The sequence below is a fragment of the Bacteroidota bacterium genome (assembly GCA_025059945.1).
Classification (GTDB): Bacteria; Bacteroidota; Rhodothermia; order JANXDC01; family JANXDC01; genus JANXDC01.
Map to the genome: position 1 here is coordinate 209,302 of JANXDC010000004.1, position 25,542 is coordinate 234,843.

Sequence of the window (25,542 nt, forward strand, 5' to 3'; positions counted from 1 at the left end):
GCCCGCAGGCGGGCCGTAAAAAACAAAAAGGCCGCTATGCGGGACTGGATGGCCGCCTTTCTGCTTTGGTCTCGGCTGCGCCGAGCCGGGGCCGATATCTGGGTGGCCGAGGATCGGCTCTGGGTTCATCCTCTTGAGCTGGCCCGTGAGCATGAGGCTGAGCTCCGGCGCTACCGGCGGGAGCTGATGCATCTAGCCGGTCCCTGGTCTGAGGCGCTGGCCTTTCGGCTGCTGCGAAGCGCGCATCGCGCCCTGGGGGCGCGGCTGCGCGAGGGGCTGCTGCATTGGCTCTTTTCGGAGCGCCCCGAAGACCTAGAGGCGATCAACAAAGCCGGAGAGGCCTGTGATGAGGCCTACGCGGAGCGGAACTGGGAGCGGTTTGCCGAGGCCTTGCAGGCCTACTGGGAGGCTTTCGAACGAGCCGAGGCCGCCTACCGCGCTGCTTCGGCCTGAAAGTGGATTTTGCGCGGTTCGGCAAGGCCCCCCTACTTTGCGCGCACGCTACTAAGAAGGGGGAACGTTTGGTGCTGGATATCGCGCGCATCCTGCAGATACTGCCGCACCGCTACCCGTTTTTGCTCGTGGATCGGATCTTGTCGCTGGAGGAAAACCGGGTCGTGGGGCTTAAGAACGTCACGATCAACGAGCCCTTCTTTCAGGGCCACTTTCCGGGCCATCCGATCATGCCAGGCGTGCTGCTACTGGAGGCGATGGCTCAGGTGGGCGCCTGCTTGGCGGTGCAGCATGTGGAGGATCCCAGCAAGGTCCTGTTTTATTTTGTGGGCATCGATAAAGCGCGTTTTCGCCGGCCCGTTCGGCCGGGGGATCAGGTGATCTTTGAGCTGGAGCTCCTAAGCCTGCGCCGGCGTCTGTGCACCATGGCCGGCAAGGCCCTAGTCGATGGGGAGCGGGCCTGCGAAGCCGAACTCATAGCGGCGATCGTGGATCGCGAAGCATGATCGCGCGTCTGCGCGGGCGTTTGCTTGAGAAGACCCCCCCTCGGATCGTGCTGGAGGTCGGCGGAATAGGCTTTGAGCTCTGGACGCCGACCAGCACCTGCGCGCTTTTGCCCGATCCGGAGGCGGAGGTCGTGCTGTACACATATCTATACGTCCGGTCTGAGGCGGTTGCGCTCTATGGATTCGCCACGCCCCTGGAGCGGGCGCTCTTTGAGCAGCTGCTGGCCGTCTCGGGCGTGGGGCCGCGCTCGGCGCTTGCGCTCTTAAGCAGCCTATCGGCCCAGGAGCTGCGCGAGGCGATCCTGGCCCGGGATGCCGAGGCGCTGCGGCGCGCCCCCGGCATCGGACGCAAAACGGCCGAGCGGCTCATCCTGGAGCTGGCGGACCGGCTTCCCTTGTGCTTAGCCCTTGACGGAAGACCCGATCCCCCAATAGAGCGCTATCGGGAGGCCGTGCTGGCTCTCATGGCCCTGGGATGCAGCCGCGCCTCCGCCGAGCGGGCCGTGCGCGCCGTGCTTCGGGCGCATCCCGAAGGCGAGCCTTCCCTGGAAGAGCTCATCCGCTTGGCTCTAAAAGAGGTCACGTGACGAACATGGGGGCCCTGCTCGCATACGTCGGGCTCGCTTTGGGGGTGTCGTTTCTGTGCTCCCTTCTGGAGTCTGTGCTTCTGTCGATGCCCCATAGCTACGTGCGCTTGCTGGTGCAGGAAGGGCGACGGGCGGGGCGGATCCTGGAGCGCGTTAAAGCCAACGTGGAGCGCTACCTGGGCTCGATTCTCACGCTCAACACGATCGCCCATACCTTCGGCGCCGCCGGCGCCGGGGCCCAAGCCCAACGGTTGTGGGGCAACGAGGTCGTAAGCCTGTTTTCCGCTGCCTTTACGCTTCTGGTGTTGCTGTTTACGGAGATCTGGCCCAAAACGATCGGCGTGCTCTATTGGAAGCGTCTGGCCCCGCTGGCAGCTTACGTGCTGTGGGCGCTGGAGCGGCTGTTGCGCCCCGTGGTGGGGCTCACACAGGTGCTCATCCGGCGCCTTACCCCGCGTACCGAGCGCGCACTTACGGTCACGCGCGAGGAGCTGCGCGTGTTGGCCGAGATCGGTCAACAAGAGGGAGCCTTGCAGGAGAACGAGCGGCGGATCATCACGAACCTGCTCAGCTTGCGCCTTGTGCGCGTAGAAGACATCATGACCCCGCGCACGGTCATCTTCGCCTTGCCCGCCTCCTGGACCGTGCGGGAGGTCTTCGCCCATCACGCCGTTTTGCCCTATGCCCGCATTCCGGTCTACGAGGGTCAGCTCGACTCTGTGCTGGGCATCGTGTTGCGGAACGATCTGCAGCTAGCCGCGGCGCGTGACGAGCTGGATCAGCCGATTCGCCAGATGCTGCGGCCGGTCTCCGCCGTCTATGAGTCGGCCACCGCGGCGCAGGCTCTGGAGGCCTTTTTGCGGCAGCGCGAGCACCTGTTCTTGGTCGTCGACGAGTTCGGGGGGCTGGAGGGGCTTGTCACGCTGGAAGATGTCTTGGAGACCTTAATCGGTTTTGAGATCGTCGATGAGCTCGATACCGTGGCCGATCTGCGTGAATTGGCCCGCCAGAAAAGCCGGGAGCGTTGGGCCGTGCGCGCAGCATCCTCTGAGCCCCGCACCTCCTAAGCGGAGGCGCCCTGCGCGGGTCTGGGGCGCCCTCCTGCTGTTGGCTTGGCTGGGGCTTTGCGGCTGCGAGCGGGCCCCCGAGAACCCGTATCTGGATCTTGTCCTGGGCCCGGGCCTCTATCGGGGCCTGCGCCTTGAGGATGGCTATCTGTACACGGCCGATATCTGGAAGGGCCGCATCTATAGGATTCCGCTCGATTTGGCCACGGGACGCCGAACGGGCTTGCCCGAGGTCGTAACAGATAGCCTGTTAGGCCTGGACGCCGTAGAGGGGGGGGTTTTATATGCTGTAAACGCAGCCGATCCGAAATCCGTGCTGCGCTTCCGCTCAGGCCGTCTGGAAGCGCGTCGGTTCTTCGAAAACCCCGATCGACTCATCACCGAGGTCGCCGTGCAGCAGGGACAACTCTGGGCTCTGGTGGCCGATCCGATCGTCGGGGGATATCGATATTCGCTCTACCGGGGCTCCTTCGAAGGGGGGCTGCGGCTTTATTACGTCTTCAACAACGAGTCCCTGCGCAGCCCGTTTCGGGGTACCCGTCCGCTGTTTTCTCTGTTTCTGCATCCCAGCCGGGGGCCGGTCATTTACAACGGCAATACGGGGGCGCTGATCCAACTTCTGGGGGGCCGCACCGACACGACGCTAGCCCCGGAAGCAGGACACCGGATCGCCGTCTTAAACTCCGACGGTATGCGTATCGCGCCTCCTGCCACAGCGCACAACGGGGTCTTCATTGGGGACGACTTCTACTACATCGGGGACTTTTATGAGCGTTCCGGGCTCATTCGGTACAACCTCGCCACCCAGCGGGCAGAGCTTCTTGAGCGGGCCGATCGGCTTTTTTCCGATCTGCTGGGTCAGGAGGTTCCGGTGCAGGGGCTAGCGGCGGTAGTGACCCCGAACGGGCCGGTTTTCTTTTACTTAGCCTACGACCTCTATAGGCTCGCGCGTTGATGTCACGCAACCCGTACAAGGGCGGGATACCCGCATGTCCGAATCTTAAGACGGGGCGCGATCCAATAGCGATCGGGATCACCCAAACCGGCGCTCCCCCTACGCTGGGTTGTGGCGAGGGGTTTTTGTTTGACCACCTAAACTGTCGGTTTCCCGTATGCCCCATAGGGCTGTCTTTAGATACCGTCGCCTATGCGTGCCGGCCTCGAGAGCCCCAAAGGCCCGCGATCTATTGAGATGGCCCGCGCGTTGCCGTTTCCTGATGGCATTTTTCCTCAGGGTGGCCGATTAAGTGCCGCAACACTGGGCGCATTTATGCCTCAGCTAAGTTGCCTCGGATTAGCGCCCGCTGAGGGCTTCTAATCGTTCCATTTGGGATCGTGTTTTCCAAAATTTTCAACCGCCTGGCCGTGTGGGTCCATATCAGGGTTCGGGCCGGCCATAGGCGTTCTAGGGGGGCCTTAGCCTCCCGGCGTTGGATGCGAGCCCGTTTAGGCCACCTTCGGTTCAACCGCGAGGGGCTGCGGCGAGATGACCTTCGCTAAGGAGGCGTGGGCAATTGGGTTGACTGTATCTTTCCTGTTGAAGGACGCGTAAAGTCGGGTATGTTGCCGATGATGCATACGATCGGGATAGCTCTCTTTGGATGGACGCTACCGTTTCTTGCCTCTGCTTGGGCCGCCGAGCCTCCTCGGGTCCTGTGGGTGCATGTGGAGGGGCTAGTGGAGAACGGGCTAGCCAAGTACATCGAGCGGGCTGTGGCGCGCGCCGAGCGCGAGCGCTTCAACGCCATTCTGTTTGAGATCGACACCTTCGGGGGGCTGCTGGAGGCGGCGGACAAGATCCGCAAGGTGATCTTGGAGACCCGGCCCCAGACGATCGCCTACATCAATCCGAACGCGGCCAGCGCCGGGGCGCTTATCGCCTACGCCTGTGATCGGATCGTTATGGCCCCGGGCGCCTCCATGGGTGCGGCCACAGTCGTAGAGGGCTCCTCCGGGGAGCGGGCGCCCGATAAGTACCAGAGCTACATGCGCGCGCTCATGCGCGCAACGGCCGAGGCCACGGGGCGCGACCCCCGCATTGCGGAGGCCATGGTCGACGAACGCGTCGTGGTGCCGGGCCTGGATGATTCGACGACCGTACTTACGCTGAGCGCCGAGGAGGCGATGCGCTTGGGGGTGGCCGAGGCCAAGGCCGCCGGCATCGAGGAGGCGCTGGCCGCCATAGGGCTGGCGGGGGCTCAGCTTGTCGATCATCGGGCCTCTTGGGCGGAGCGCGTGCTTCGGTTTCTCAGCCATCCCCTGGTGACGAGCATTCTGCTGCTCATGATCCTAGGGGGGCTGTACTTTGAGCTCCAGACCCCAGGTGTGGGTTTTCCGGGACTGATGGCGCTTTTGGGCGCGGTGCTCTTTTTCGCTCCGCACTACCTATTGGGCCTAGTTGAGGCCTGGGAGCTTGTGCTCTTCTTGATTGGGGTCGCGTTGTTGCTTGTGGAGCTGTTTCTGCTGCCCGGCTTCGGGGTGGCGGGCGTATTGGGGATCGGCCTTATGCTGGCGAGTCTGCTGGCGGCGCTTATCGGCAATGTGGGGCTTCGGTTCCCCGGCCTCGATGAGCTGGCTCGCGCTACAGTGACGCTGGCCCTGACGCTGGTGCTGTTTCTGGCGCTCGTGTTCTCGCTTGGTCGCTATGCGCCGCGCCTGAGGCCGCTGGGCCGGCTTGTGCTGGAGGAGGCCGAATCGGGTTACACGGCTGTAGAGCCGGCCGCCGACTGGATCGGACAGATCGGCCGAGCCCTTACCCCGCTGCGCCCCTCCGGGGTGATCGAGCTCAACGGCAGGCGGCTGGATGCCGTCTCGGAGGGCCCGTATATTCCGGCCGGCTCAGAGGTGGAGGTGATCGACGTGCGCGGAGCGCAGCTGCTGGTGCGCGCTCGGGAGTGAGCCCATGGACGCGCTGCTGGCCATCGTGCTGGTCTTGCTAGGCGCCAGCCTTCTGCTTGTGGAGATCCTGTTCATACCCGGGATCAACGTGGTGGGCGTCCTGGGTCTACTCGCCCTGGCCGCAGGGGTCGTCTATGCGTATTCGAGCGAAGGTTGGACTTGGGGCACGGTGGTGCTGCTTCTGGCGGCGGCCCTTGTGGGGCTGCTTTTCTGGATGCTGCACCGCTCGGGGGCCTGGGAGCGCTTTGTAAACCGGGCCGAGCTGCGCAGCCAGGAGGGGTTTCGGTCTGCCGTCTCGGAAGATCCGGAGCGCTGGGTCGGTCGCGAGGGCACGGCCCTGACCCCGCTACGGCCCTCGGGCATAGTGGAGATCGACGGCCGCCGCTGGGACGTGGTAACCGAAGGGGAGTTCATCGCGCGCTCCTCGCGCGTGCGGGTGGTGCGCGTCGAGTCCGGACGGCTTGTCGTACGTTTAGCGGACTAACCCAAACAGAACAGGAGGGGTCTTTCCATGGAGGTGCTCACGCTTGGATCGCTATTGGTGATCTTGGCCATTCTGCTGGGCGTGATCCTGTTTTTCTATTTTGTGCCCATCGGGCTCTGGATTACGGCCTACTTTTCGGGGGTTCGGCTGAACATCTTGCGGGACCTCGTGGGGATGCGGCTGCGCAAGGTGCCGCCCGATGTGATCATCAAGGCCCTGATCACGGCCACGAAGGCCGGGATTCCGATCGACCTGGCGCGCCTGGAGGCGCATTATCTGGCCGGCGGCAACGTGCAGCGCGTGGTCAACGCCTTGATCTCGGCCGACAAGGCTGGCATTCCGCTTTCTTTTGAGCGGGCCGCCGCCATAGATCTGGCCGGCCGGGATGTTTTCGAGGCCGTGCAGATCTCGGTCAACCCCAAGGTGATCGAAACCCCGCCCGTGGCGGCCGTGGCCAAGGACGGCATCCAGGTGCGGGCTATTGCGCGCGTTACGGTGCGCGCCAACATCGAGCGCCTTGTGGGCGGGGCCGGGGAGGAGACGATCATCGCGCGCGTAGGCGAGGGGATCGTGACCACGATCGGCTCAGCCGAAACACACAAGCGCGTGCTGGAGAACCCCGACGAAATATCGCGCGTGGTTCTCTCCAAGGGTCTGGACGCCGGAACGGCCTATGAGATTCTGTCGATCGACATCGCCGACGTGGACGTGGGCGAAAACATCGGGGCCAAGCTGCAGGCCGACCAGGCCGAGGCCGATCTGAAGGTCGCCCGCGCCAAGGCCGAAGAGCGCCGGGCTGCGGCCGTGGCCTTGGAGCAGGAGATGCGGGCCCGTGTGGAGGAGATGCGCGCCAAGGTCGTCGAGGCTGAAGCCGAGATCCCGCGGGCCATCGCCGAGGCCCTCCGCCAAGGTAACCTCGGGGCACTCGACTATTTTGCCCTGCGCAACCTGCAGGCCGACACGCGCATGCGGGAGTCCCTGGGGCAGAGCGCCTCTCCGCCTACAATGGGCTCCGGGGCATCCTCTGCGGAGACGCCGGCAGGTTAACTTTCGGCCTCCTCCAGCGTAGCCAGCATGGCCAGGTAGCTTTCGTAACGCCAAGGGGCGATTGCGCCCCTGGCGACGGCCTCCCGAACAGCGCAGCCTGGTTCGTGCGCGTGCGTGCAGTTGTGAAACCGGCAGGCCCCTAACAGGGAGCGCATTTCCGGAAAATAATGTCCCAGCTCCTCTGGGGAGATGTTCCACAGTCCAAACTCCCGCAGCCCCGGGGTGTCGACCACGTAGCCTCCCAAATCCAACCGGTACAGGGCGACAAACGTCGTCGTATGCCGGCCCTTTTCTGTGGCCGGACTCACCTCGCCTACGCGCAGTTTCAGGCCGGGCTGAAGGGCGTTAAGCAGCGAGGATTTGCCGACCCCGGAGGGGCCAGAAAAGACGCAGACGCGCCCGCTCAGCAGCGCGCGCAGCTCCGCAAGCCCTTCGCCTGTGTGGGCGCTTGTGCGCACGACCGGATAGCCTAGCGCCGCGTAAACGCGCAACAAAGGCTCTAGCCAGCGCCAGTCGCGCTTCTGCGCCAAGTCGATTTTGTTCACGCACAGCGCACCGGGGATGCCATAAGACTCGGCCGCTACGAGGAACCGATCCAGGAAGCCCGGGTTAAAGCGCGGCTGGTGAACGGATTGAACGCAGATGGCCAGGTCCACGTTGGCCACCAACACCTGGGCCAAGTTCTGCCCCCCTGCCGCGCGCCGAACGAGCTGATTGCGTCGGGGCAGCCGCTCCAAGATCAGGCCTGTGCCGTCAGGTTCCAGGCGCACCCGCACTTCATCGCCCACAACAACGGGGTGGATCTCGGTTCGGTCCCCGATCCGAAACCGACCCCGAATGCGCGCGCGTACGCGTCCTGCTTCGCCTAGATCGACTTCATACCAGGCTCCGTGCGAGACGACGACTTTCCCGGTGCGTTCATGTTGCGTCGAGGCGCACATAGACAAACCGATTCCGCCAAAACAAAAATACGGACGAGAAGACGGGCATCAGAAGGCGACACCTCCATGACGGAGCTGCTTGGACCCCGAAGCGCGCGCATCCGGGCCTATGCCGCCTTAAAAAAGCGCGCCGAGCGCGAACGACAAGGTCGCATGCTTGTAGAGGGCCCGCGCCTGATAGCCCGGGCCCTGGAGGCGGGACTGCTACCCGAGGCAATCCTGGCGCATCCGGACCTGGACCCCGAATCCCAGAAGCTGCTGGCTTGGGCTCCGGGACCCGTGTTGTGGGTTTCGAAGCGGGCCCTGGAGCGCGTCTCCACACGGGAACACCCGGCCCGTTTGATCGGGGTCTTCCCCTTGCCGGATCGTAGGCTTGAAAGCGCAGGCCTTTCCGAACGGCCGCTAGTGCTCGTGCTTTTCGGGTTGGAAAAACCCGGAAATCTGGGCGCGATTCTGCGCAGCGCCGACGCCACAGGCGTAGACGCTGTGCTTGTCGTGGGTGGAACGGATCTATATAGCCCCCAGGTGATTCACAACAGCACGGGGGTGGTTTTTCGGCTTCCCGTTTATCCCGCCTCGGAGCAAGAGGCTCTAGACTGGATCCGGCTCCGCGGGCTTACCCTGGTTGCGGCCTCTCCGAGGGCGGAGCGGCTGTATTGGGATTTCGACTGGCGTCCGCCCGTGGCGTTGGCCTTGGGAGCCGAACACGAGGGGCTTCCGGAACGCTGGATGCGCCAGGCTCAGGTGCGCTTGCGCATCCCGATGCGAGGCTTGGCCGACAGCCTAAATGTGTCCGTGGCCGCGGCCCTTCTGCTTTACGAGGCCCTGCGCCAGCGGCTTAACCCCTAAGGGGCGCTTGAAACGCCCTGGCCCTGCGTGTTAACTTACCTGTGCACCGCTAGCTCAACTGGCAGAGCAGCTGACTCTTAATCAGCGGGTTCGGGGTTCGAGTCCCCGGCGGTGCACCACGGGCCGCCCGAAGGCGGTCTTTTTCCATTTCTTTGGGAAAAGCTCATCGGTGTGGTTTGGGCTGCTCTTAGACCCTTTCTAGGGAACAAGATCAGGGTCCGGATCGGTTTGGGTCGATGCTTCGCTTAAACCGCGTACACGAGATTGGGCTATGGCTCGGCGCAGCTTAGCGGGTGCAACACCACAAGCCGCCCTATACCGCCTGTATCGGCAGCAGCGCATTCCGCGCCCGATAGAAGAGGTCTTTCCCTTCTTTGAGCGGCCCGAGAATTTGTCCCTCATCACCCCACCCGATTTGGGCTTTGTGCTGCTCACCCCCTCGCCGGTTCCTATGCATCTGGGAGCGCTTATCGACTATCGGATTCGGCTCCTGGGCCTGCCTGTGCGCTGGACAACCTATATTGCTGCCTACGATCCCCCGTATCGGTTTGTAGACGTGCAGCTGCGCGGCCCCTATAGCTTCTGGCACCACACGCATCGGTTTAGCCAAGAGGGCTCCGATACGCTCATGACCGACGAGGTCTTGTATCAGGTGCCTTTTGGCCCCCTGGGTAAGATTCTGCATGCGCTTTGGATCCGGCGCGCCTTAGCGCGCATCTTCGATTACCGCCAAGCGCGAATTCAGGAGCTCTTCAGCCCAAGCCAGGTCGCTCTGGCTTGGCCGGCCCAGCAAGCCCCATAGCGCTATGGGGGCTTCCGTAGCTAACTTGCTATCCCGTAGGCTTTTGGATTCGCTATGCCCCGGACGCTCATTTTGCTGCGACACGGACAGAGCCAGTGGAACCTCGAAAACCGCTTTACGGGCTGGGTCGATGTGGATCTTTCCGAGGAGGGAAGACGGGAGGCGCTGCGCGCGGCCGAGCTGCTGCGCCAGGCCGGGCTGGATTTCGAGCTCGCCTTCACCTCTGTGCTCAAACGGGCCATCCGCACGCTCTGGATCGTCTTAGACGCCCTAGATCGGATGTGGGTGCCCGTGCACCGCTCATGGCGTTTAAACGAACGCCACTATGGGGCGCTACAGGGCCTAGACAAGAGCGAAACCGCCGTCCGATACGGGGAGGAGCAGGTTAGGCTCTGGCGCCGCGGCTACGGGGTGCGGCCTCCGGAGCTCGCCTGGGATGATCCGCGGCATCCGCGCTTCGACCCCCGCTACGCTCATTTGGATCCTAAGGTGCTCCCGGCCGCCGAGTCGCTGCACGATACACTGGAGCGGGTCCTGCCGTATTGGCACGATCATCTGGTCCCCGTTCTGCGCGCCGGATACCGGGCCCTCGTGGTGGCCCATGGCAACAGCCTCCGAGCCCTGGTGAAGTACCTGGAGGGGCTATCGGAGTCGGAGGTCATGGAGCTGAACATCCCCACCGGCTTTCCGCTCGTCTATGAGCTTGACGAGCGGAGCCTGCGGCCGGTCGGCCGCCGGTACCTGGGCGATCCCGAGGAGGTCCGCCGAGCCGCCGAGGCCGTGGCCGCTCAAGGGCGGGCCCGATAACCCGGAGCCGGGGATCGGTTAGTCTCCTTCCGCCTGGGATGTCCGTAGGCGTTCTTTCCAGGCCTTGAGGGCTTCGATTACCCGATTGGCCTCGCGCGTATCCAGGCACGTCTCATCGGGCTTTCCGGTCATACGCCGTACAAAGCGGCGCAGCGCCCGCAAAGACGGATTGCGCACCCCGCCTAGCCGATGCAGCCGGGCCCATAGACCCCGAATAAGCCGCGCCTGTGGGCTCAGGATCGGCCCTATAGGCCAACCCCATGCGCGTAGGGCGTAGAGGGCTCGCTCAAGTTCCTCCTCTGTGCACTGGGCGGCGGATCGCCGTCCCGTTTGGGCCTCTAGCCAGTTCCGATACTGCGCTTCGGTCCAGCCTAGTTCGCGCCGTGCTACGTGCAAGAGGGCAAGTAGGCGGTTTCTGCGGCTCCGATGTCGAAGCTTGGCCATCGTTCGCTAGGAGACGGCTCTAGGCGTTTTCACGCCTAAGACCGCGCTCGCGTTTCCCCACCCGTTGGCGTTTGCCTTATCTCGTCCGAAGGCGGATTTTCATAAGCGCACCGCGAAAGGGGGGATCTATGAAGCGTCTGCTAGTTGCCGTTTTTGTGTTCGTTGCGCCCCTACAGGGGGCGCAGGCGCAGCGCCGTGCAGAGCTGCCGCCGGGGCTAGATGCGTACGTAGAGCGCCTCATGCGCACCTTCGAGGTGCCGGGTCTGGCGCTGGCGATCGTCAAGGACGGCCGGGTTTTGCTCGCTAAGGGCTATGGGGTGCGCACCGTGGGCCGAACGGAGCCCGTGGACGCGCAGACTCGATTCGGCATCGCCTCGAATTCAAAGGCCTTCACCGCCGTGGCCTTGGGGATGCTGGTGGAGGAGGGCAAGCTCGAATGGGATCGGCCGGTGGTCGAGTATCTGCCCTGGTTTCAGCTGGCCGATCCCTACATCACGCGCCAGCTTACGGTGCGGGACCTGTTGGTGCACCAATCCGGGTTGGGGCTCGGGGCCGGCGATCTGCTCTGGTGGCCGCCCACGACGTATACACGGAAGGAGATCGTGCGCCGCCTGCGGCAGCTGCCGATCGCGCATCCGCTGCGCTATCGATACGCCTACAACAACAACCTGTACATCGTGGCCGGAGAGCTTATAGAGGCCGTCTCAGGCCAGACGTGGGAGGAGTTCGTGGGACGGCGCATCTTGGATCGGTTGGGTATGCGCAACTCCGATCCCCGTCTGTCTGCGGCGGCGCAGCCAGGCAACGTGGCCACGCCGCATGCGCCCGTAGAGGGGCGCCTGCGGCCCGTTCGGCCCTACACGCACGATGCGGCCAATCCGGCCGGGGGTATCAACTCCTGCGCTGAGGACATGGCCCGCTGGATGATCGCGCTGCTCGACTCCGGTCGTCTGGCCGATGGGTCGCGGTTGTTTAGTCCGCGCCTGGCGCATGCGCTGTGGACGATCGTCACCCCCATGCCGATTCCGGAGCGCATGGAGGCGGAGCTGGAGCCCCTGCGCATGCAGTTTAACGGCTACGGGCTTGGTTTTCAGGTGCGCGACTATCGAGGCCGAAAGCTGGCCACGCACACGGGAGGGCTTCCGGGCTATCTTTCGCGCGTGGCCTTGGTGCCGGAGCTCAAGCTCGGGGTGGCGGTGCTGACGAATCAAGAATCCGGCGCTGCTTTCAACGCGTTGACCTGGTGGGTGTTGGACTATTACTTGGGCGTTCGCCCCGCCTACGACTGGATCGAGGCCTACCGCCGCCTGCAAGAACGGACGCAGCGGGAGCTAGCCCAAACCGAGGCCCGGATCTTGGCCCAGCGCGACAGCACCCGAGGTCCGTCGCTGCCTCTGGAGCGCTATGCAGGCCGCTATCGAGACGCCTGGTACGGGGACGTGGAGATCACTTACGCAGAGGGCCGGCTGCGGATTCGGTTTCTGCCCACCGAAAGCTTACAGGGGGAGCTGCGGCACTGGCAATACGACACCTTCTGGGTGCGCTGGGATGATCGGGAGCTGCGGGCCGATGCCTTCCTGACGTTCTGGCTTAGCCCCGACGGCTCAATCGCCGAAGCGCGCTTGCGTCCGGTGTCGCCGGCTACGGACTTTAGCTTCGATTTTCAGGACCTTCGCCTGGTGCCTGTGCCGCATAGCCGCTAGCCGTTGCCGACTACGCGGGCTCGTCCCCGCAGGTGCCGCTCAAACCAGTCCAGGATGAAGCCGGAGACTTGTAGGAGCAGTTTGGGCTCGGTGGGCCCATGCGGCGTGCGGGGAAGCACGACCATCTCCGTGGGCACGTTGCGGCGTTTTAGAGCCACGTACATCTCCAGGCCCTGCGAGAAGGGCACGCGTCGGTCGTTTTCCCCGTGGATGATCTGCGTGGGCGTGCGTACGTTCTGGATTTGGTAGATGGCCGAATGCTTGGCGTAGGTGGCGTAGTCCTCCCAGAACTCCGCCCCCATGTGGGCTACCAGATAATCCGGGATGTCGGTGGTGGTGACCATGCTGATCAGGTTCGACAGGCCGGCCCCCATGCTGGCGGCCTTGAAGCGCGAGGTGCGCGTAACAGCGAAGGCCGTCATGTAGCCCCCGTAACTCCAGCCCATGATCGCCAGGCTGTCCGGGTGCGCGACGCCGCGGCGGATGACCTCGTCGACGCCGCTCATAAGGTCCTCGAAATCCCCATAGCCCCAGTCCCGTACGTTGGCGTAGCGGAAATCCTTGCCGTATCCGGTCGACCCTCGCGGGTTGGGCAATAGCAGCGCGTAGCCGTGTTGGGCGAAGTACTGCAGCAGGTAAATCCCGGCTCGGCCCGTGAAGGTGCGGCTGAAGACCCCGGCTGGGCCGCCGTGCACGTTGAGGATAAGCGGATAACGTCGCCCCGGTTGATAGTCCACTGGGTAGATGAGCAGGCCTTCGATCTCCAGCCCGTCGAAGGAGCGCCAGCGCAGGACCTCCGTGCGCCCCATAGGGGGCAGAGGAACGTCCACGTTGAGCCGCGACAGGCGCTGCGGAGCGAAACGCTCTACGGCGCTCGTGTAGACTTCAACCGGGGTGTCGGAGTTTTCGTAGGTGAAGGCCATCCAACGCGTGTTCCGATCGAAGGCCGCTTGGCCGTACACGCCCGGGCCCCGCGTAAGAAACTCCGGAGCGCGGCCATCTGCGGGCAGGCGGAGCACGTGTCGGTCCACGCGCACGTTTTCCTCCACGAACACATACCGGCCGTCTGCCGACCAGCCCAGCAGCGTCGCGTTGCGATCCGGCGTGTCGGCCAGTTTGCGGGGCTGCCCCCCTTCTAGGGGCACGACCCAGACGTCCGCAAGCCCGATGCGTTCAGGTTGGCCGCCGTGGGACGTGAAGGCCACCCATCGGCCGTCTGGAGAGACTTTGGGGTTGGTGTCCACGCCCGGACGGCGCACAAGGGCCGTAACGGAGCCGCTATCGGCCGGCACCCAGGAAAGATCCACCTCCACAAGTCCCGTGTTTAGGCGCGGATCGGGCTGATGGGCAAACACGATGCGGCGCCCGTCGGGGGTCCAGTCAAAGCTCACCACGTGAAAGGCCCCGCGCGTGAGCCTGCGTATGGGCCGCTTGCCCTGGGCGTTTGGCTCCACGGGGACCCGATACAGGTGTTGGTATTTAAAGTCCCCGTCCAGCACGTAGGCGTCGCGCTTTTCGCGTTTGCGCTGCCGTTCTTCGGGCGTTTCTGGGTCTGGGGCCAAAAAGGCCAGGCTACGTCCATCTGGGGCCCAGCGGAAGCCGGTTACGCCGGTTTCGACGTCTGTGAGCTGTTCGGCTTCCCCGCCGTGCATGGGCAGAAGCCAGATCTGGTTACGGCCCGACCGGGTGCTTAAGAAGGCCAAATATCGGCCGTCGGGGGAGAAGGCGGGGGCGGTGCAGGACTTATCACCCCGCGTGTATTGGCGGCTCCAGCCCTCTAGGCGCGAAGCGACCCAAATGTGGCTTAGGTACTCGGACTTTTCGCCTTCCGTAAGGGCCTCTCGGACCACGTAGGCCACTAGATCGCCATCCGGGGACATGGCCACATCCGAAACGGCGCGGAAGCGCAGGACTAGCTCCGGGGTCCAGCTCAAGGCCGACTGCGCCAAAAGCCCAGCTGGCCACCAAGCCCATAAGGCAACTAGAGCGAGCCGCTTCATTTTGGTCTCCTGGTTTTCCGGAAAAGTACGTCAAAAAGGGGAGAGCCGAAAGGCGCCGTTGTCGAGCCCCCCAAAAAAAAGCCCGGCTTTTCGCAAGCCGGGCCGGGAGTGGGACGAAACCCGATGCGTTTTACTGAGCCGGCTGCTGGGCCGTGGTGTCTTGAGCCGCTGTGTCCGCCGGAGCCGGGGCCGGGGCTGGGGCTGGCTCAACCTGCTCCTGAGCCGGGGTTTGCTGCTGCTGACCGCCGCAGCCGATCACGAACAACGCGCCAGCCAGCATGAGGACACCGAGGAACTGCTTCATGATGACGCCTCCTTATGTTTTGCGCACTACCCGATGCGGCGTCGTGGTGGTGAGCACGCCTGCATCCGGCGAGCGCAAATATACGAGCCTATTCCATCTTTGTCCAGCTACGGCTCTAGGCGCATGCTTAAACCCAGGGTGAATTGCCGAGGCAAGCCCGGCTCTAGGTATACGGGTCGTCCGTTGACGATGTCGGGGTTGACGAACACGCTCGCTGCGTATCGGGTGTTAGCCAGATTCGTCACCGCGACGAAACCCTCTAGAGCCATCCAGGGATGGCCCACCCGCATAGGGCCCAGGCGTAGTCTGGCATCCCATACCGCGGTCCCGGGTACGCGCCAGCGGTTGCCGTCGTCGGCCCAATACGAAGCAAAACCACGCAAAAGCAGACCGGCGCTTATGGGCACAGTCCGGCCAAGGCGGTATTCGGCCTTGGCAAAAAAGTACCGCTCCGGCACCCCCGCGATGCGGTTGCCGCGGTAGTCTCCGGGCGCTAGGTTTGTAAAGCGGCCGTAGCGGGGATCAAGCTCATAGCGCGTATATCGGTAGCGGCCCAGCGTGAGGCTTCCCTCCAGGCGGAGGCCCAGATGGGCTTCGAGCGCAGCTTGCAGTTCCAGTCCGATCCGCCGTGATGCGGCTGTCCCCGTAAAGAAGGCTCCGTTGTTGAAGGGAACCAGCTCGTCGCGCACCTCGATCCAATATCCGGTCGCCTCATAGCTAACCCAGCGGAGCAAGCCCGATTGAGGCAGGAAGCCTTGTCTGGTGCCCACTTCATAACTTGTTGAGCGCATCGGACGAAGGTTGGGGTTAAGCAGGTATTGGCTGGCGAGCTCCGGAGGGGGATCCACCTCGTTTCCGGCCGGCACCTCTAGGCCCCCGCCCATGTTCGCGTAGATGCTGCCCAGCCGATCATAGCGCCAGAGCAAGCTGAATTTGGGGCTCATTTGCCGGTATATGCGCCGATCGCGCCGGGCCGAGAGGAAATCCTCCCCGTAGTAGGGGATCCAATCGTATCGGGCGCCCCAGGAGAGCTGCACACCGGGCAACAGGTCCAGTTCGTGTTGCGCGAACAGCCCGAAGTTGCCCGCGCCCTCGCGTTTGTTGGTGCGCAGCTGGGTGCCGCGCTGGCCGTTGACCAGGCTGTAAAATAGGATCGCCCCGTCCTGGTAGGCCGCGTCTCCCCCAAGCTGCCAGCGGCTGCGACGAGCGGAGCCGAGTTCATGTTCAAACCGGTAGAGCAAACTCCCCCCCAGATAGTAGCGGTTGAAGTCCCGAAACGTGTTGCGCTCCGATCGCTGCAGGACCTTCGTAGTCGCAAAAGCAGAGGCCTCAATTCGGTGCGGGCCGCTTTGGTGCTCTAAGCTGGAGCCTATGCGAAAAAGCTTGTTATCTCGCCGCTCTTGTCGCTGCAGGTAGACGGGGAAGGCCTTTTGAGGCTCTGTGTGAAATTCCTCCCAGGATAAGGGGCCTGGGATGCGGAACCGGTTGCGCGTGCCCGAAAGGTGCACCCCAAGCCGAGATCCCCGTCCGATATACCCTATGAGGCCTGTGTGCACAAGCCAGCGATGGCTCTCGGAGTGCTCGCGCCAGCCCGGCCAGTCGATAAGCCCGGCTTGCAGGTAATACTGGGCTGACCCTATGGCTGCGCCTCCGTATCCGGCCAGGCGCCGAAAGCCGTAAGAGCCCGTCTGGGCTTGCAAGATGAGCCGGTTTGTGCCCATGGGGGGCACGATGTCGACGGCCACCAACCCCCCGGAGGCGTTGCCCCACAGAGCTGAAGCGTTGGATCGGATCACCTCCACGGCCTGCGCCCCGATGAGATCGATAAAGTCGAAGGCCGTTCGGCCATCGGGCTCTGTTTCGGGAAAGCCGTTGAGCAGGATGCGCACCCCGCGGCTTGTGCCTGCATTGGAGCGTTCCCCAGCCCCCCGGGCCCCGAAGCCGCGGATTACGAGCCGAATGTCGTGGTTGCCGGAGCGCGTGCCCACCCACACGCCGGGGATGCCCGAGAGCACTTCCTCTAGCCCGTATCCCCGGATGGCGACGCCGTCGCTTAGCTCCACCACGCGCACCGCAGCCGGGACGTTCAGCAACGCCTCCCGGCTGCGGGTCGCCGTCACGGTGATCGCCTCCAGTTCCACCCGAGGTAGAACCGTGTCCGCCGCGGCCGCAGCTTGTAAGAAGGCTATGACCCACAGGCCCGTCATGCTCTTACTCCTCAGCAGTTGTACACCAACAATGATATCAAGGGGACTCGTTACGGACCAGTAAAATCGCTCTGAATGGCGTTGCCGATTTAGGCAGCGCTATGAAAATTCCAAGGAACCTTCGAGGAGGTTTCGCTATGCGCGTACGCTATGCTGTTTCTCTCATGGGGAGTTTGCTTGTGCTCCTCAGCCTTGGCGCTTGGGCCCAGCGTCGGCCGGCCCCATCCGCCCCAGCAGCTCCCTCGATAGACCCCGCTTGGCTTCAGAACCTGGAGTGGCGTAACATCGGGCCTGCCATTATGGGCGGGCGTACGACGGACATTGAGGGCGTTCCGGGAAACCCGAATTTGGTTTACGTGGCCACGGCCTCTGGGGGCCTATGGAAAACCACAAACGGGGGGCATACGTGGATTCCGCTTTTTGACGCGCAACCTGTGCTCTCCATTGGCGATATCGCCATCGACCCGCGCAACCCGGATCTCATCTACGTGGGCACAGGCGAGGGCAATCCGCGCAACTCCGTCTCCTTCGGCAACGGGGTCTACAAGAGCACCGACGGGGGCAAAACGTGGCAGCACTTGGGTCTAGGAAACGTGCGCCACATCACGCGCGTGCTCGTGCATCCGCAGAACCCAGACGTCGTGTACGTGGGCGCCTTGGGCTCGGCTTTTGGGCCCACGGAGGATCGCGGTGTGTTCATGACCACGGACGGGGGCAAAACCTGGCAGAAGGTGCTTTACCTGGACTCCGAGCACGGGGTCTCGGACATGGACATAGACCCCCAGAACCCGAATATCCTGTATGCGGCCCTCTGGAAGTTTGAGCGCAAACCCTGGACCCACACCTCGGGCAGCGAAAAAGGCGGCCTTTGGCGCTCCGTAGACGGGGGGCGCACCTGGAAAAAGCTTGAGCAGGGCTTACCCCGGCTTTTGGGTCGCATCGGGGTCAAAGTGGCCCCCAGCAACCCGAGCGTCGTCTACGTGATCGCCGAGTCCAACGAGGGGATTTTGTTTCGTTCTGAGGACCGCGGGGAGAGCTTTCGGGAGGTTTCCCGACAGCGCAACATCGTAAGCCGCGGCTTTTATTACACGGACATCCGGGTGGATCCCACCGACGAAAACCGCATATATGCGCTGGCCACCCAGTTCTTTGTCTCTATCGACGGGGGCCGTACGTTTCGGCAAAGCGCTCAGCGGATTCACGTCGATCACCACGCCCTCTGGATCGACCCCGTTAACCCCCATCGCATGTGGCTGGGCAATGACGGCGGGATCGCCGTCAGCTACGATCGGGGCGAAACGTGGCAGTACGTGAACAACATCCCGCTAGGGCAGTTCTACCATGTCTGGTATGATTTCGCGGAGCCCTTCTACAACGTCGTAGGTGGTCTTCAGGACAACGGCACCTGGGCCGGTCCGAGCCGCACCCGCTATGGGGTGGGCGTCTTAAACGACGATTGGCAGCTGGTCTCTTTCGGGGATGGGTTTCAGTCCCTTATTCATCCTGACAACCCGAATCTATACCTGACCGAATCCCAGGGTGGAAATATCCTGCGTACGCATCTGGACTCACGCGCCCAGCAAAGCATCAACCCGGCCGTGCGCACCGGCGGAGGCCCAGCCCGGGACCTCAAGGTGCGCTTTAACTGGAACGCGCCCATCGTGCAGTCGCCGCACGACAAAAACACGGTCTACTTTGCTGGGAACGTGGTCTTCAAGTCCACCGACTTCGGACAAACCTGGGAGCAGATCAGCCCGGATCTGACGACAAACGACCCCAGCAAACTGGGTCCGGCCGGCGGCCCGGTCTGGAAGGAGAACACCACGGCCGAATATTACTGCACGATCATCAGCTTGGAGGAATCCCCTGTGCAGCCCGGAGTCATCTGGGTGGGCACAGACGACGGGCTTGTGCACGTGACCCTAGATGGAGGGCGGACCTGGACAAATGTCACGCGCAACATCCCGGGCGTGCCCGCTGGGTCTCCCGTTTCGGCTGTAGAGCCCTCCCGAACGGGGGCTGGCGTGGCTTACGTGGCCTTTGATCGGCACATGTTCAACGACTTCCGGCCGTACGTGTTCAAGACCACGGACTTCGGCCGGACTTGGACGAACGTTACGGGCAACCTGCCCGAGGGCGCCTACGTGCACGTGGTGCGCGAGGATCCGCGCAACCCGAACCTCGTCTACGTAGGCACGGAGACCGGCCTATACGCCTCCTATACCGGGGGAGGAAACTGGATCAAGCTGCATCTGAAGAACCTGCCTCAGGGCGTCTCCGTGCACGACGTCCGGATCCATCCTCGGGAGAACGACCTGATCATCGCCACTCACGGGCGCAGCCTTTACATTTTCGACGACGCTACCGTCATCCAACAACTAAGCCCAGAGCTGGCCGCACGCGAGGCCCATCTGTTCCCGATTCGCGCTGCGGTCCGCTACAGCACCGCCATGGGCCGTTACGGGATCGGGGATGCGGTGTTCTCCGGTCCCAACCCGCCTTATGGGGCGTTGATTACGTACTATCTGAAGGAGAAGCCCGACGAGCGCACGCCGGTGCGCATCCAGATCCTAGATGGATCCGGCCGCGTGATCCGGGAGCTTACGCGCCTGCCCCGCGAAAAGGGCCTAAACCGTGTGGCCTGGGATCTCAGGCACGAGGGGCCGCGGCCGCGGCGTCCGCCTCAGGCGGGCGAGCCACAGCAGGAGGAGATGATGGGCTTCTTCGGTGGCGGGCCCGCAGGCCCGCACGTGTTGGCCGGCACCTACACGGTGCGGCTTCTAGTGGGGGATCGCAGCTACGAGCAGCCCGTCGAGGTGCGCCTGGAGCGGGCGCTTCTGCCCTTTGCGGAGCGCATACAGGTGGGCTTCCAGCGGGGCATGGAACTGCGGGAGCTTCGCTCGACCATCAACGACTTTCTGCGCGCCCTTGACGGGGTGCGGGAGCAGGCTCAGGCCGTTGAGCGCACGCTACGCGCCTGGGGCGGAAACGAGACGCGGGCCCTCTTGGGGCAGCTAGAGGCCTTTCGCAAGAAGGCGGACTCGCTGGAGGCCACACTCCTGAGGCCGCAAAATCAGCAGCAGGACTACGGTCCGCGGCTTGCAGAACAGCTCAACCAGATGGCCGGCATGCTGGACAACAACCTGGGCCCGACGCCGTATCAGCTGCGCTACTACGAAGAGCTCAAGGCCCAGGTGCGTCCCGCCCTGGAGCCGATTGCCCGGTTCTTGGCATCTGACGTAGCCCAGCTCAACGAGGCCCTGCGCCGGGCCAACGCGCCTGTGCTCATGGTGCGCGCTCCCTCGCTTCCGGCCGTGGGCGGTGGAGGCGGCCAGTAGAGCCCGAGCGGCCCTCTCGGCCCCCAGGGCACCCGCCCTGGGGGCTTTTTTAGCGAAGGCGTTCCAGCACCCAGCGCACAAGCCAACCCGCAAGCAGGGCTAGCAGAATCATCAGCCCCGCCTGAGCGTAATGGCCCAGAAACAGATGCCCCATTCCGAAAAGCACCGCGTACAACAGGCCGACTCCGCCCAACCAGCCCAGCGCGCGCCAGGTTAAATCGCGATCCGGCTTGACATCGGGGCATCGGCGCGCCACCGGGGCCCAACCCAACCCGCCGGGACGAACGCGCCGGTAAAAGGCCTCCAGAGTTGAGGCCGGTTCCGGAGGCGTAAGCCAGGTGACGAGGAGCCAAGCCGCAGTGGTAAGCCCCACGGTCCAGAATAGGCTTTCCGGAAACGGCGGGCGCAGGGGCGAAAGCCCCAGGCCGCTTAAAAGCGCCCACAGCAGCGGCGCCCCCATGGCCACCAGCTCGCTCCAGGCGTTAAGACGCCACCAATACCATCGGGCGATCAGCACAAGACCCAGGCCGGCGCTTGAGCTGAGGATGAGCTCCCACGCCCCCTTGATGCTCTCCAGATGCGCGGCCACAAGCAGCGCCACGAGGGCCAGAAGAAACGTGCCAAGGCGCGCTGCGCGCACGTAGTAGGCCTCCGGCCGGCCCGGACGCAGAAAGCGTCGCCACAGGTCGTGCACCAGGTAGCTTGTGCCCCAGTTGAGCTGCGAGGAGATCGTGGACATAAACGCGGCCAGGAAGGCGGCCACCAGCAGGCCCCGCCACCCCACGGGCAACACGTCGCGGATGAGCAGCACGTAGCCCTCCCGGTCCCGCTCCAGGTCCGGATACAAGACCAGGGCGGCCAGGGCGGCCAAGATCCACGGCCAGGGCCGGATGCAGTAGTGCGCGATCGCAAACCAGAGGGCCGACAGTACGGAATCGCGCTCCGAGCGGGTGCTCATCATGCGCTGGGCTATATAGCCGCCCCCGCCGGGCTCGGCCCCCGGGTACCAGGAGGCCCACCACTGCAGGCCGATATAGGCCAGGAAAGCCGTTAGGCTCAGCGCGAGCGCCTGGCCTGCCTCTGCTGAGCCCGAGCCAACAAAAGGGGTAAAACGAAAGGCGGAGGCCGGAAGCTGGGCCTTTAGCCCCTCCATGCCCCCTACGGCCGGATGCGCCAACGCGAAAAGGGCCAGCGCGATCGTGCCTAGCATGGCCAGCCCGAACTGGAAGGCGTCGGTTACGGCCACCCCCCAAAGGCCGCCCAGAAGGGCGTAGAGGGCCACCAGAAGCGTAAGAGCCCCCACCCAAAGCAGGGCCGCGCTCCAGCGCGTGCCCAATAACTCCCCTTCCCGCAATCCGAAGAAGGTGAGCTCGGGCAGCAGCACGCGCAGCACGGTCTCCATGGCCAGGCAGACCCAGCCGATGATGAGCGCGTTCATGAAGAGGCCGAAGTAAAGCGCCTTAAACCCCCGCAACCAGGCCGCGGGCCGGCCGCTGTAGCGCAGCTCCACGAGCTCCACGTCCGTAAGCACCCCGGCCCGGCGCCACAGGTGGGCGAAGAAGAACACCGTGAGCACCGCTCCAAAGGCCATGTTCCACCACAGCCAATTGCCCGCGACCCCGTTTTGGGCCACTAGCTCCGTTACGGCTAGCGGTGTATCGGCCGCGAAGGTCGTGGCGACCATGGAGGTGCCGGCGAGGTACCAGGGGAGGTTGCGTCCGGATAGAAAAAACTCGCTTGTGCTCCGCCCGGCCCGGCGCGTATAGCGGACCGCGATGAGCACGCTCAAAACCAAATAGGCCAAAACGATTAGCCCGTCCCAGAGCGACATATCGGGTAGGCTCCTGGATCGTTTCCGAAGGCCCAGCCCGTTTTAACGCCCACCGGGCCGGTGTAGTCCGGGCACGCCCACGGGATCTTCCCCCTGCCAGGGCAGCCGGCCCAGAGGACGCTGGCGCGGCCAGAGCTCATCGAGCGTTTCGGCTTTGTAGAGCCGCCTATTTTTCATCACATATCGGATTGCCGTTGTATGTCGGATGTTTTCTAGCGGGTTCTTGTCCAAAATCGGCAAATCGGCCAGCTTGCCGGGCTCAAGGGAGCCCAGGTCTCGCTCTAGTCCAATGGCTTCCGCTCCGTAAAGGGTGGCGCAGCGCTTCGTGCGCGGATATGCCCCCGGAAGCCAGCGCCCACAACTGCCAGTGATAGCCCAGGCCCTACAGCTGTCCGTGGCTGCCCACGCAGACCCGGCCCCCGGCCTGCAGGATGCAGCGCGCGACCTCGGCGTGTTGGCGGAAGACGTACTCCTCGTCCCGGAACCGGTCGCCCGGCCCTGAGTCCACCCCTTGGCCGCGTCGGCGCGTTTTGCGGTCCAGTTCCTCATGTGGGGTGAAGCGGCCAGCTTGGGCTCGTCGTGCGGGTTTTCACGCGTATGGGTTTCGGCAAAGGGCCCTCCGTAGAAGACCAACAGCGTCGGGGTGCAGTAGAGCCGCGTGAAGGAGGCCAGACGTATGACGTCCTCATATAGGGGATAGATCGGAAAGGCATGTTCTTGGGCCGGGTAGCCGTCCTGCATGAGCGTGAGGTTGAGCTTCAGGTCCAGGCCGCCCTCTGTGGTGGGGGTAAGATCCAGCTCGCGCGCAGCTTGAACGATCCACTGCCGCTGCCGGCGGTTACCAGCGATGTACATTTTGATCGTTTTCGTATCGTAGTAATCTGCATAACGCCGCAGCACGCCCTTGGCGTGTTCCAGGTCTCGAATCGGGTTTTCGAGGTAGTCGTCGAATAAGCCCGGGCCGGTAGAGTAGATGCGCGGCCCCAAGGTAAGCCCTGCCTCTATCATGTCAGCGTAGGTGAGCACGTCCGTGGTAGAGGTCTGCGGGTCGCGTGTGGTCGTAACTCCGTAGGCCAGGTTGACTAGGTAAAGCCAGACTTGGGATCGATGCAATCCCCAGACGGGCCACATATGCGCGTGCGTGTCCACAGAGCCGGGTATGATGGTCTTTCCGGACACGTCCCAGATCCGGGCCTCCGAAGGCACGGGGAAGGAGCCGCGCGGCTCCACGGCCGCGATGCGGTTGTTACGAATGCATATGTCGGTCTCTTCCAGGACCTCTTCGCCGCGCATCGCGATCAGGCGCGCCTTTCTTAGCAGAAGCACTACCTGTGGGATGTCCCGTTGGGCCTGGATGCGGATACGCACCTCCAAGGGTCGGTAGCGAGCCGCATCGAGTCCCCGGGTGGGATCGGCCGGGTTGCGGCGGACCTGTCGGGGGCTGTCTTCGAAGGCCTTGGTGCGCTCAAGGTCATAGACCACATGCGCGTTGCCCATGGACCAGTGCACGCGTTGGCCCTCCCAAGACCAGGCTGGAAACTGCCCCCCAATCTCCGTGAGCTTGCGCGCCGGCATGGCCACCTGTTGGGGGTTGTCGACGGAGATTGTGAGGGCCTGGCTCCCCACCCAGGCTACGGTCAGCACGTAGAAGTCGTGGTTGACTTGCGCTGAGGCCTGTTTCGCTTGAGGGCTCACGAGAATCAGGGAGGCCCGATTGGGTTCCCGCTGACCGGGCCGCAGGTTGCCCGTAACGCGCACGTGCGCCTTCTCATCGGAGCCGTCCCACCGGATCGATACCAACCTCCGTTCGAAATGGAACAGGAAGATGCGCTCCTGGCTTTGTGTAAAGTGCGGTTCGACCCAGCCGTCGGCCGGTGCGATCGGCACCGCCTCTCCGCCCTCGGCGGTTATCCAGACGAGGTTCTTGGCCGCTCCCGGGGCGCGCGGTCCAGTGGCCTCCTGATAGGCGCGGGCCGGCCCTTGGATGACCACGATCCGGCTCCCGTCGGGCGACCAGACCGGATCCCAGTACACGGCCGAGGTGCGGTTCAGTCGCGTAGGGCCCCGCCCATCCGGTCGGACTTTGTATAGACGTCTCCCCTCGGCCTCCGACCAGGTCGTAAAGACAAGCCAGGCCCCATCTGGAGACCAAGCTGGCTGGGCCTCGATCCGTTCCCGGTTCGTCAGCCGCCTTGAAGTGCCGGGGAGCAAGTCCATCACGTAGAGCCGGCTGAGCGCCGTAAAGGCAATAAAACGTCCGTTAGGGGAGGGCATGGCATCCCGGATCTGTCGCACCTCAATGGTGGGGCATCGGAGATAGGGTATTGGAAACGCACCTCCGGCCCTACGGGTAGCTCTAGCTCGACTTCACAGGGGACCTCAACGGCCGGCCCACCTTCGATGGGGATACGCCAAATCTTGCCCCCAAAGGAGGTCATGAGCTCCCGAGAGTCCGGAGTAGAAGCCATACCGGGCAACACGTCGCGCGGGGCCACCGATTCTTGATCGTCGCGTTGCACCGGATAGGCCAGCCACCGCTCTTGGCCTGTGCGCAGATCGCGCAGCCGCAAGCCCGTATGGTCTTTTTGCCGGCTGCCGTAAACGAGCCAGCGGCCATCCGGAGAGAGCGTGGGGCGGAAGGCTGAGCCATACCGGTTGGAACGCACATACGTACACCCCGTCTCCCGGTCGTAGACCGCCAGTTGGTACCGGGGCGGGATGGCGTTGTACCGCCAGGTGTCCGTACGCTGCGCAAACCAGATGTAGCGGCCATCTGGGGAGACGGCTGCGCCCACGGTGCGCAGGTTCTCAGGCTCGCGGATCAGTTGCACGCCGGTTCCCCCCTCCGCGTGATAAAGCCAAAGCTTCGTGGGCGTAAACGGCCGGCTGCCCTTGGAGACGACAATGTAGCGGCCATCGGGGGTCCAGGTCGGAGATTCGTATCGGTCGTTACGTCCTCGGGTAAGCTGTATCGTGTCGCCTTCGGCCAGGTCCAGGATCCAGAGGTTCTCGGCCCCGTCGCGATCGGATACGAAGGCGATCCGCTTGCCATCGGGGCTGACGTCAAGCGAAATCCAGGACCCCTCCCGCGAAGCCAGACGCAAACTGCGCGTGGGCTTCAGGGGTAAGGGACGGTTTCCAGAAGGCCGGACCGTGTCCGGCTGCGCTATGTAAGCCGGCCCTGGAAGCGAGTACCCCATCAAGAGGAGCGCCAAGATCAAAACAGAAGCCCGACACATGCGTCTACTTCGGTTTAAAGCGCCGCACAACGTAC

At 63.8% G+C, this 25,542-nt stretch carries 21 protein-coding genes and 1 tRNA gene; 14 read left to right on the forward strand and 8 right to left on the reverse strand.

The window, feature by feature from the left end; translation table 11 throughout:
* Positions 1-36: 36 nt before the first annotated feature.
* From NZ993_02855 to floA, 8 genes are all read left to right on the forward strand, one after another.
* Positions 37-453 carry a hypothetical protein gene (locus tag NZ993_02855; GenBank protein ID MCS7154736.1) on the forward strand — a complete coding sequence of 139 codons (417 nt, stop codon included), beginning with the start codon at positions 37-39 and terminating at the stop codon, positions 451-453.
* 68 nt (positions 454-521) lie between these two features.
* Positions 522-959 carry a 3-hydroxyacyl-ACP dehydratase FabZ gene (gene fabZ, locus NZ993_02860; GenBank protein MCS7154737.1) on the forward strand — a complete coding sequence of 146 codons (438 nt, stop codon included), beginning with the start codon at positions 522-524 and terminating at the stop codon, positions 957-959.
* Positions 956-1,546 carry a Holliday junction branch migration protein RuvA gene (ruvA, locus tag NZ993_02865; GenBank protein MCS7154738.1) on the forward strand — a complete coding sequence of 197 codons (591 nt, stop codon included), beginning with the start codon at positions 956-958 and terminating at the stop codon, positions 1,544-1,546. The genes fabZ and ruvA overlap by 4 nt, the downstream gene beginning before the upstream one ends.
* A 5-nt stretch (positions 1,547-1,551) precedes the next feature.
* Positions 1,552-2,613, forward strand: coding sequence for a hemolysin family protein (locus tag NZ993_02870; GenBank protein ID MCS7154739.1), 1,062 nt, complete (start codon positions 1,552-1,554; stop codon positions 2,611-2,613).
* 40 nt (positions 2,614-2,653) lie between these two features.
* Positions 2,654-3,568 carry a hypothetical protein gene (locus NZ993_02875; protein MCS7154740.1) on the forward strand — a complete coding sequence of 305 codons (915 nt, stop codon included), beginning with the start codon at positions 2,654-2,656 and terminating at the stop codon, positions 3,566-3,568.
* 605 nt (positions 3,569-4,173) lie between these two features.
* The gene (locus tag NZ993_02880; protein ID MCS7154741.1) at positions 4,174-5,511 is read left to right on the forward strand and encodes a hypothetical protein; all 1,338 of its coding nucleotides are present in this window, start codon (positions 4,174-4,176) and stop codon (positions 5,509-5,511) included.
* Positions 5,512-5,515: 4 nt separating this feature from the next.
* Complete coding sequence (locus tag NZ993_02885; GenBank protein ID MCS7154742.1) at positions 5,516-5,995, forward strand: hypothetical protein; 480 nt, start codon at positions 5,516-5,518, stop codon at positions 5,993-5,995.
* Positions 5,996-6,022: 27 nt separating this feature from the next.
* Positions 6,023-7,042, forward strand: a complete 1,020-nt coding sequence (gene floA / locus NZ993_02890) for a flotillin-like protein FloA (protein ID MCS7154743.1) — start codon at positions 6,023-6,025, stop codon at positions 7,040-7,042.
* Here floA and rsgA read toward each other — a convergent pair.
* Entirely contained in the window at positions 7,039-7,983 is a 945-nt protein-coding gene (rsgA, locus tag NZ993_02895) for a ribosome small subunit-dependent GTPase A (GenBank protein ID MCS7154744.1), read from the reverse strand. The two genes, floA and rsgA, sit on opposite strands and share 4 nt — an antisense overlap.
* 66 nt (positions 7,984-8,049) lie before the next feature.
* Here rsgA and NZ993_02900 point away from each other — a divergent pair, with 66 nt between their 5' ends.
* The 4 genes from NZ993_02900 to gpmA all read left to right on the forward strand — a co-directional run bounded on the left by NZ993_02900 (position 8,050) and on the right by gpmA (position 10,441).
* On the forward strand, positions 8,050-8,832 hold the full coding sequence (locus tag NZ993_02900) for an RNA methyltransferase (GenBank protein MCS7154745.1): 783 nt from the start codon (positions 8,050-8,052) through the stop codon (positions 8,830-8,832).
* A gap of 43 nt (positions 8,833-8,875) precedes the next feature.
* Positions 8,876-8,951 (forward strand) — tRNA-Lys (locus tag NZ993_02905).
* Between the two features lie 152 nt (positions 8,952-9,103).
* A complete protein-coding gene (locus NZ993_02910) occupies positions 9,104-9,634 on the forward strand; it encodes an SRPBCC family protein (GenBank protein MCS7154746.1) in 531 nt (176 codons plus the stop codon).
* A gap of 54 nt (positions 9,635-9,688) precedes the next feature.
* Positions 9,689-10,441, forward strand: a complete 753-nt coding sequence (gene gpmA / locus NZ993_02915) for a 2,3-diphosphoglycerate-dependent phosphoglycerate mutase (protein MCS7154747.1) — start codon at positions 9,689-9,691, stop codon at positions 10,439-10,441.
* A gap of 18 nt (positions 10,442-10,459) precedes the next feature.
* Here gpmA and NZ993_02920 read toward each other — a convergent pair whose 3' ends face one another.
* A complete protein-coding gene (locus tag NZ993_02920) occupies positions 10,460-10,885 on the reverse strand; it encodes a regulatory protein GemA (protein ID MCS7154748.1) in 426 nt (141 codons plus the stop codon).
* Positions 10,886-11,013: 128 nt separating this feature from the next.
* Between NZ993_02920 and NZ993_02925 the strand changes: the two genes are divergently transcribed.
* Positions 11,014-12,588, forward strand: a complete 1,575-nt coding sequence (locus tag NZ993_02925; GenBank protein ID MCS7154749.1) for a serine hydrolase — start codon at positions 11,014-11,016, stop codon at positions 12,586-12,588.
* On the opposite strand, the gene NZ993_02930 is transcribed toward NZ993_02925, so the two are convergent.
* From NZ993_02930 to NZ993_02940, 3 genes are all read right to left on the reverse strand, one after another.
* Entirely contained in the window at positions 12,585-14,588 is a 2,004-nt protein-coding gene (locus NZ993_02930) for a S9 family peptidase (GenBank protein ID MCS7154750.1), read from the reverse strand. The two genes, NZ993_02925 and NZ993_02930, sit on opposite strands and share 4 nt — an antisense overlap.
* Before the next feature lie 130 nt (positions 14,589-14,718).
* The gene (locus NZ993_02935; protein ID MCS7154751.1) at positions 14,719-14,892 is read right to left on the reverse strand and encodes a hypothetical protein; all 174 of its coding nucleotides are present in this window, start codon (positions 14,890-14,892) and stop codon (positions 14,719-14,721) included.
* 107 nt (positions 14,893-14,999) lie between these two features.
* The gene (locus NZ993_02940; GenBank protein ID MCS7154752.1) at positions 15,000-17,099 is read right to left on the reverse strand and encodes a TonB-dependent receptor; all 2,100 of its coding nucleotides are present in this window, start codon (positions 17,097-17,099) and stop codon (positions 15,000-15,002) included.
* Positions 17,100-17,236: 137 nt separating this feature from the next.
* Between NZ993_02940 and NZ993_02945 the strand changes: the two genes are divergently transcribed.
* A complete protein-coding gene (locus NZ993_02945; protein ID MCS7154753.1) occupies positions 17,237-20,437 on the forward strand; it encodes a glycosyl hydrolase in 3,201 nt (1,066 codons plus the stop codon).
* A gap of 49 nt (positions 20,438-20,486) precedes the next feature.
* On the opposite strand, the gene NZ993_02950 is transcribed toward NZ993_02945, so the two are convergent.
* From NZ993_02950 to NZ993_02960, 3 genes are read right to left on the reverse strand one after another with little or no spacing between them, the layout of a single operon-like run.
* The gene (locus NZ993_02950; GenBank protein ID MCS7154754.1) at positions 20,487-22,268 is read right to left on the reverse strand and encodes a Na+:solute symporter; all 1,782 of its coding nucleotides are present in this window, start codon (positions 22,266-22,268) and stop codon (positions 20,487-20,489) included.
* A gap of 42 nt (positions 22,269-22,310) precedes the next feature.
* Positions 22,311-24,542, reverse strand: coding sequence for an amidohydrolase family protein (locus tag NZ993_02955; GenBank protein ID MCS7154755.1), 2,232 nt, complete (start codon positions 24,540-24,542; stop codon positions 22,311-22,313).
* Positions 24,485-25,468 carry a hypothetical protein gene (locus tag NZ993_02960; protein ID MCS7154756.1) on the reverse strand — a complete coding sequence of 328 codons (984 nt, stop codon included), beginning with the start codon at positions 25,466-25,468 and terminating at the stop codon, positions 24,485-24,487. The genes NZ993_02955 and NZ993_02960 overlap by 58 nt, the downstream gene beginning before the upstream one ends.
* Between the last annotated feature and the right edge of the window lie 74 nt (positions 25,469-25,542).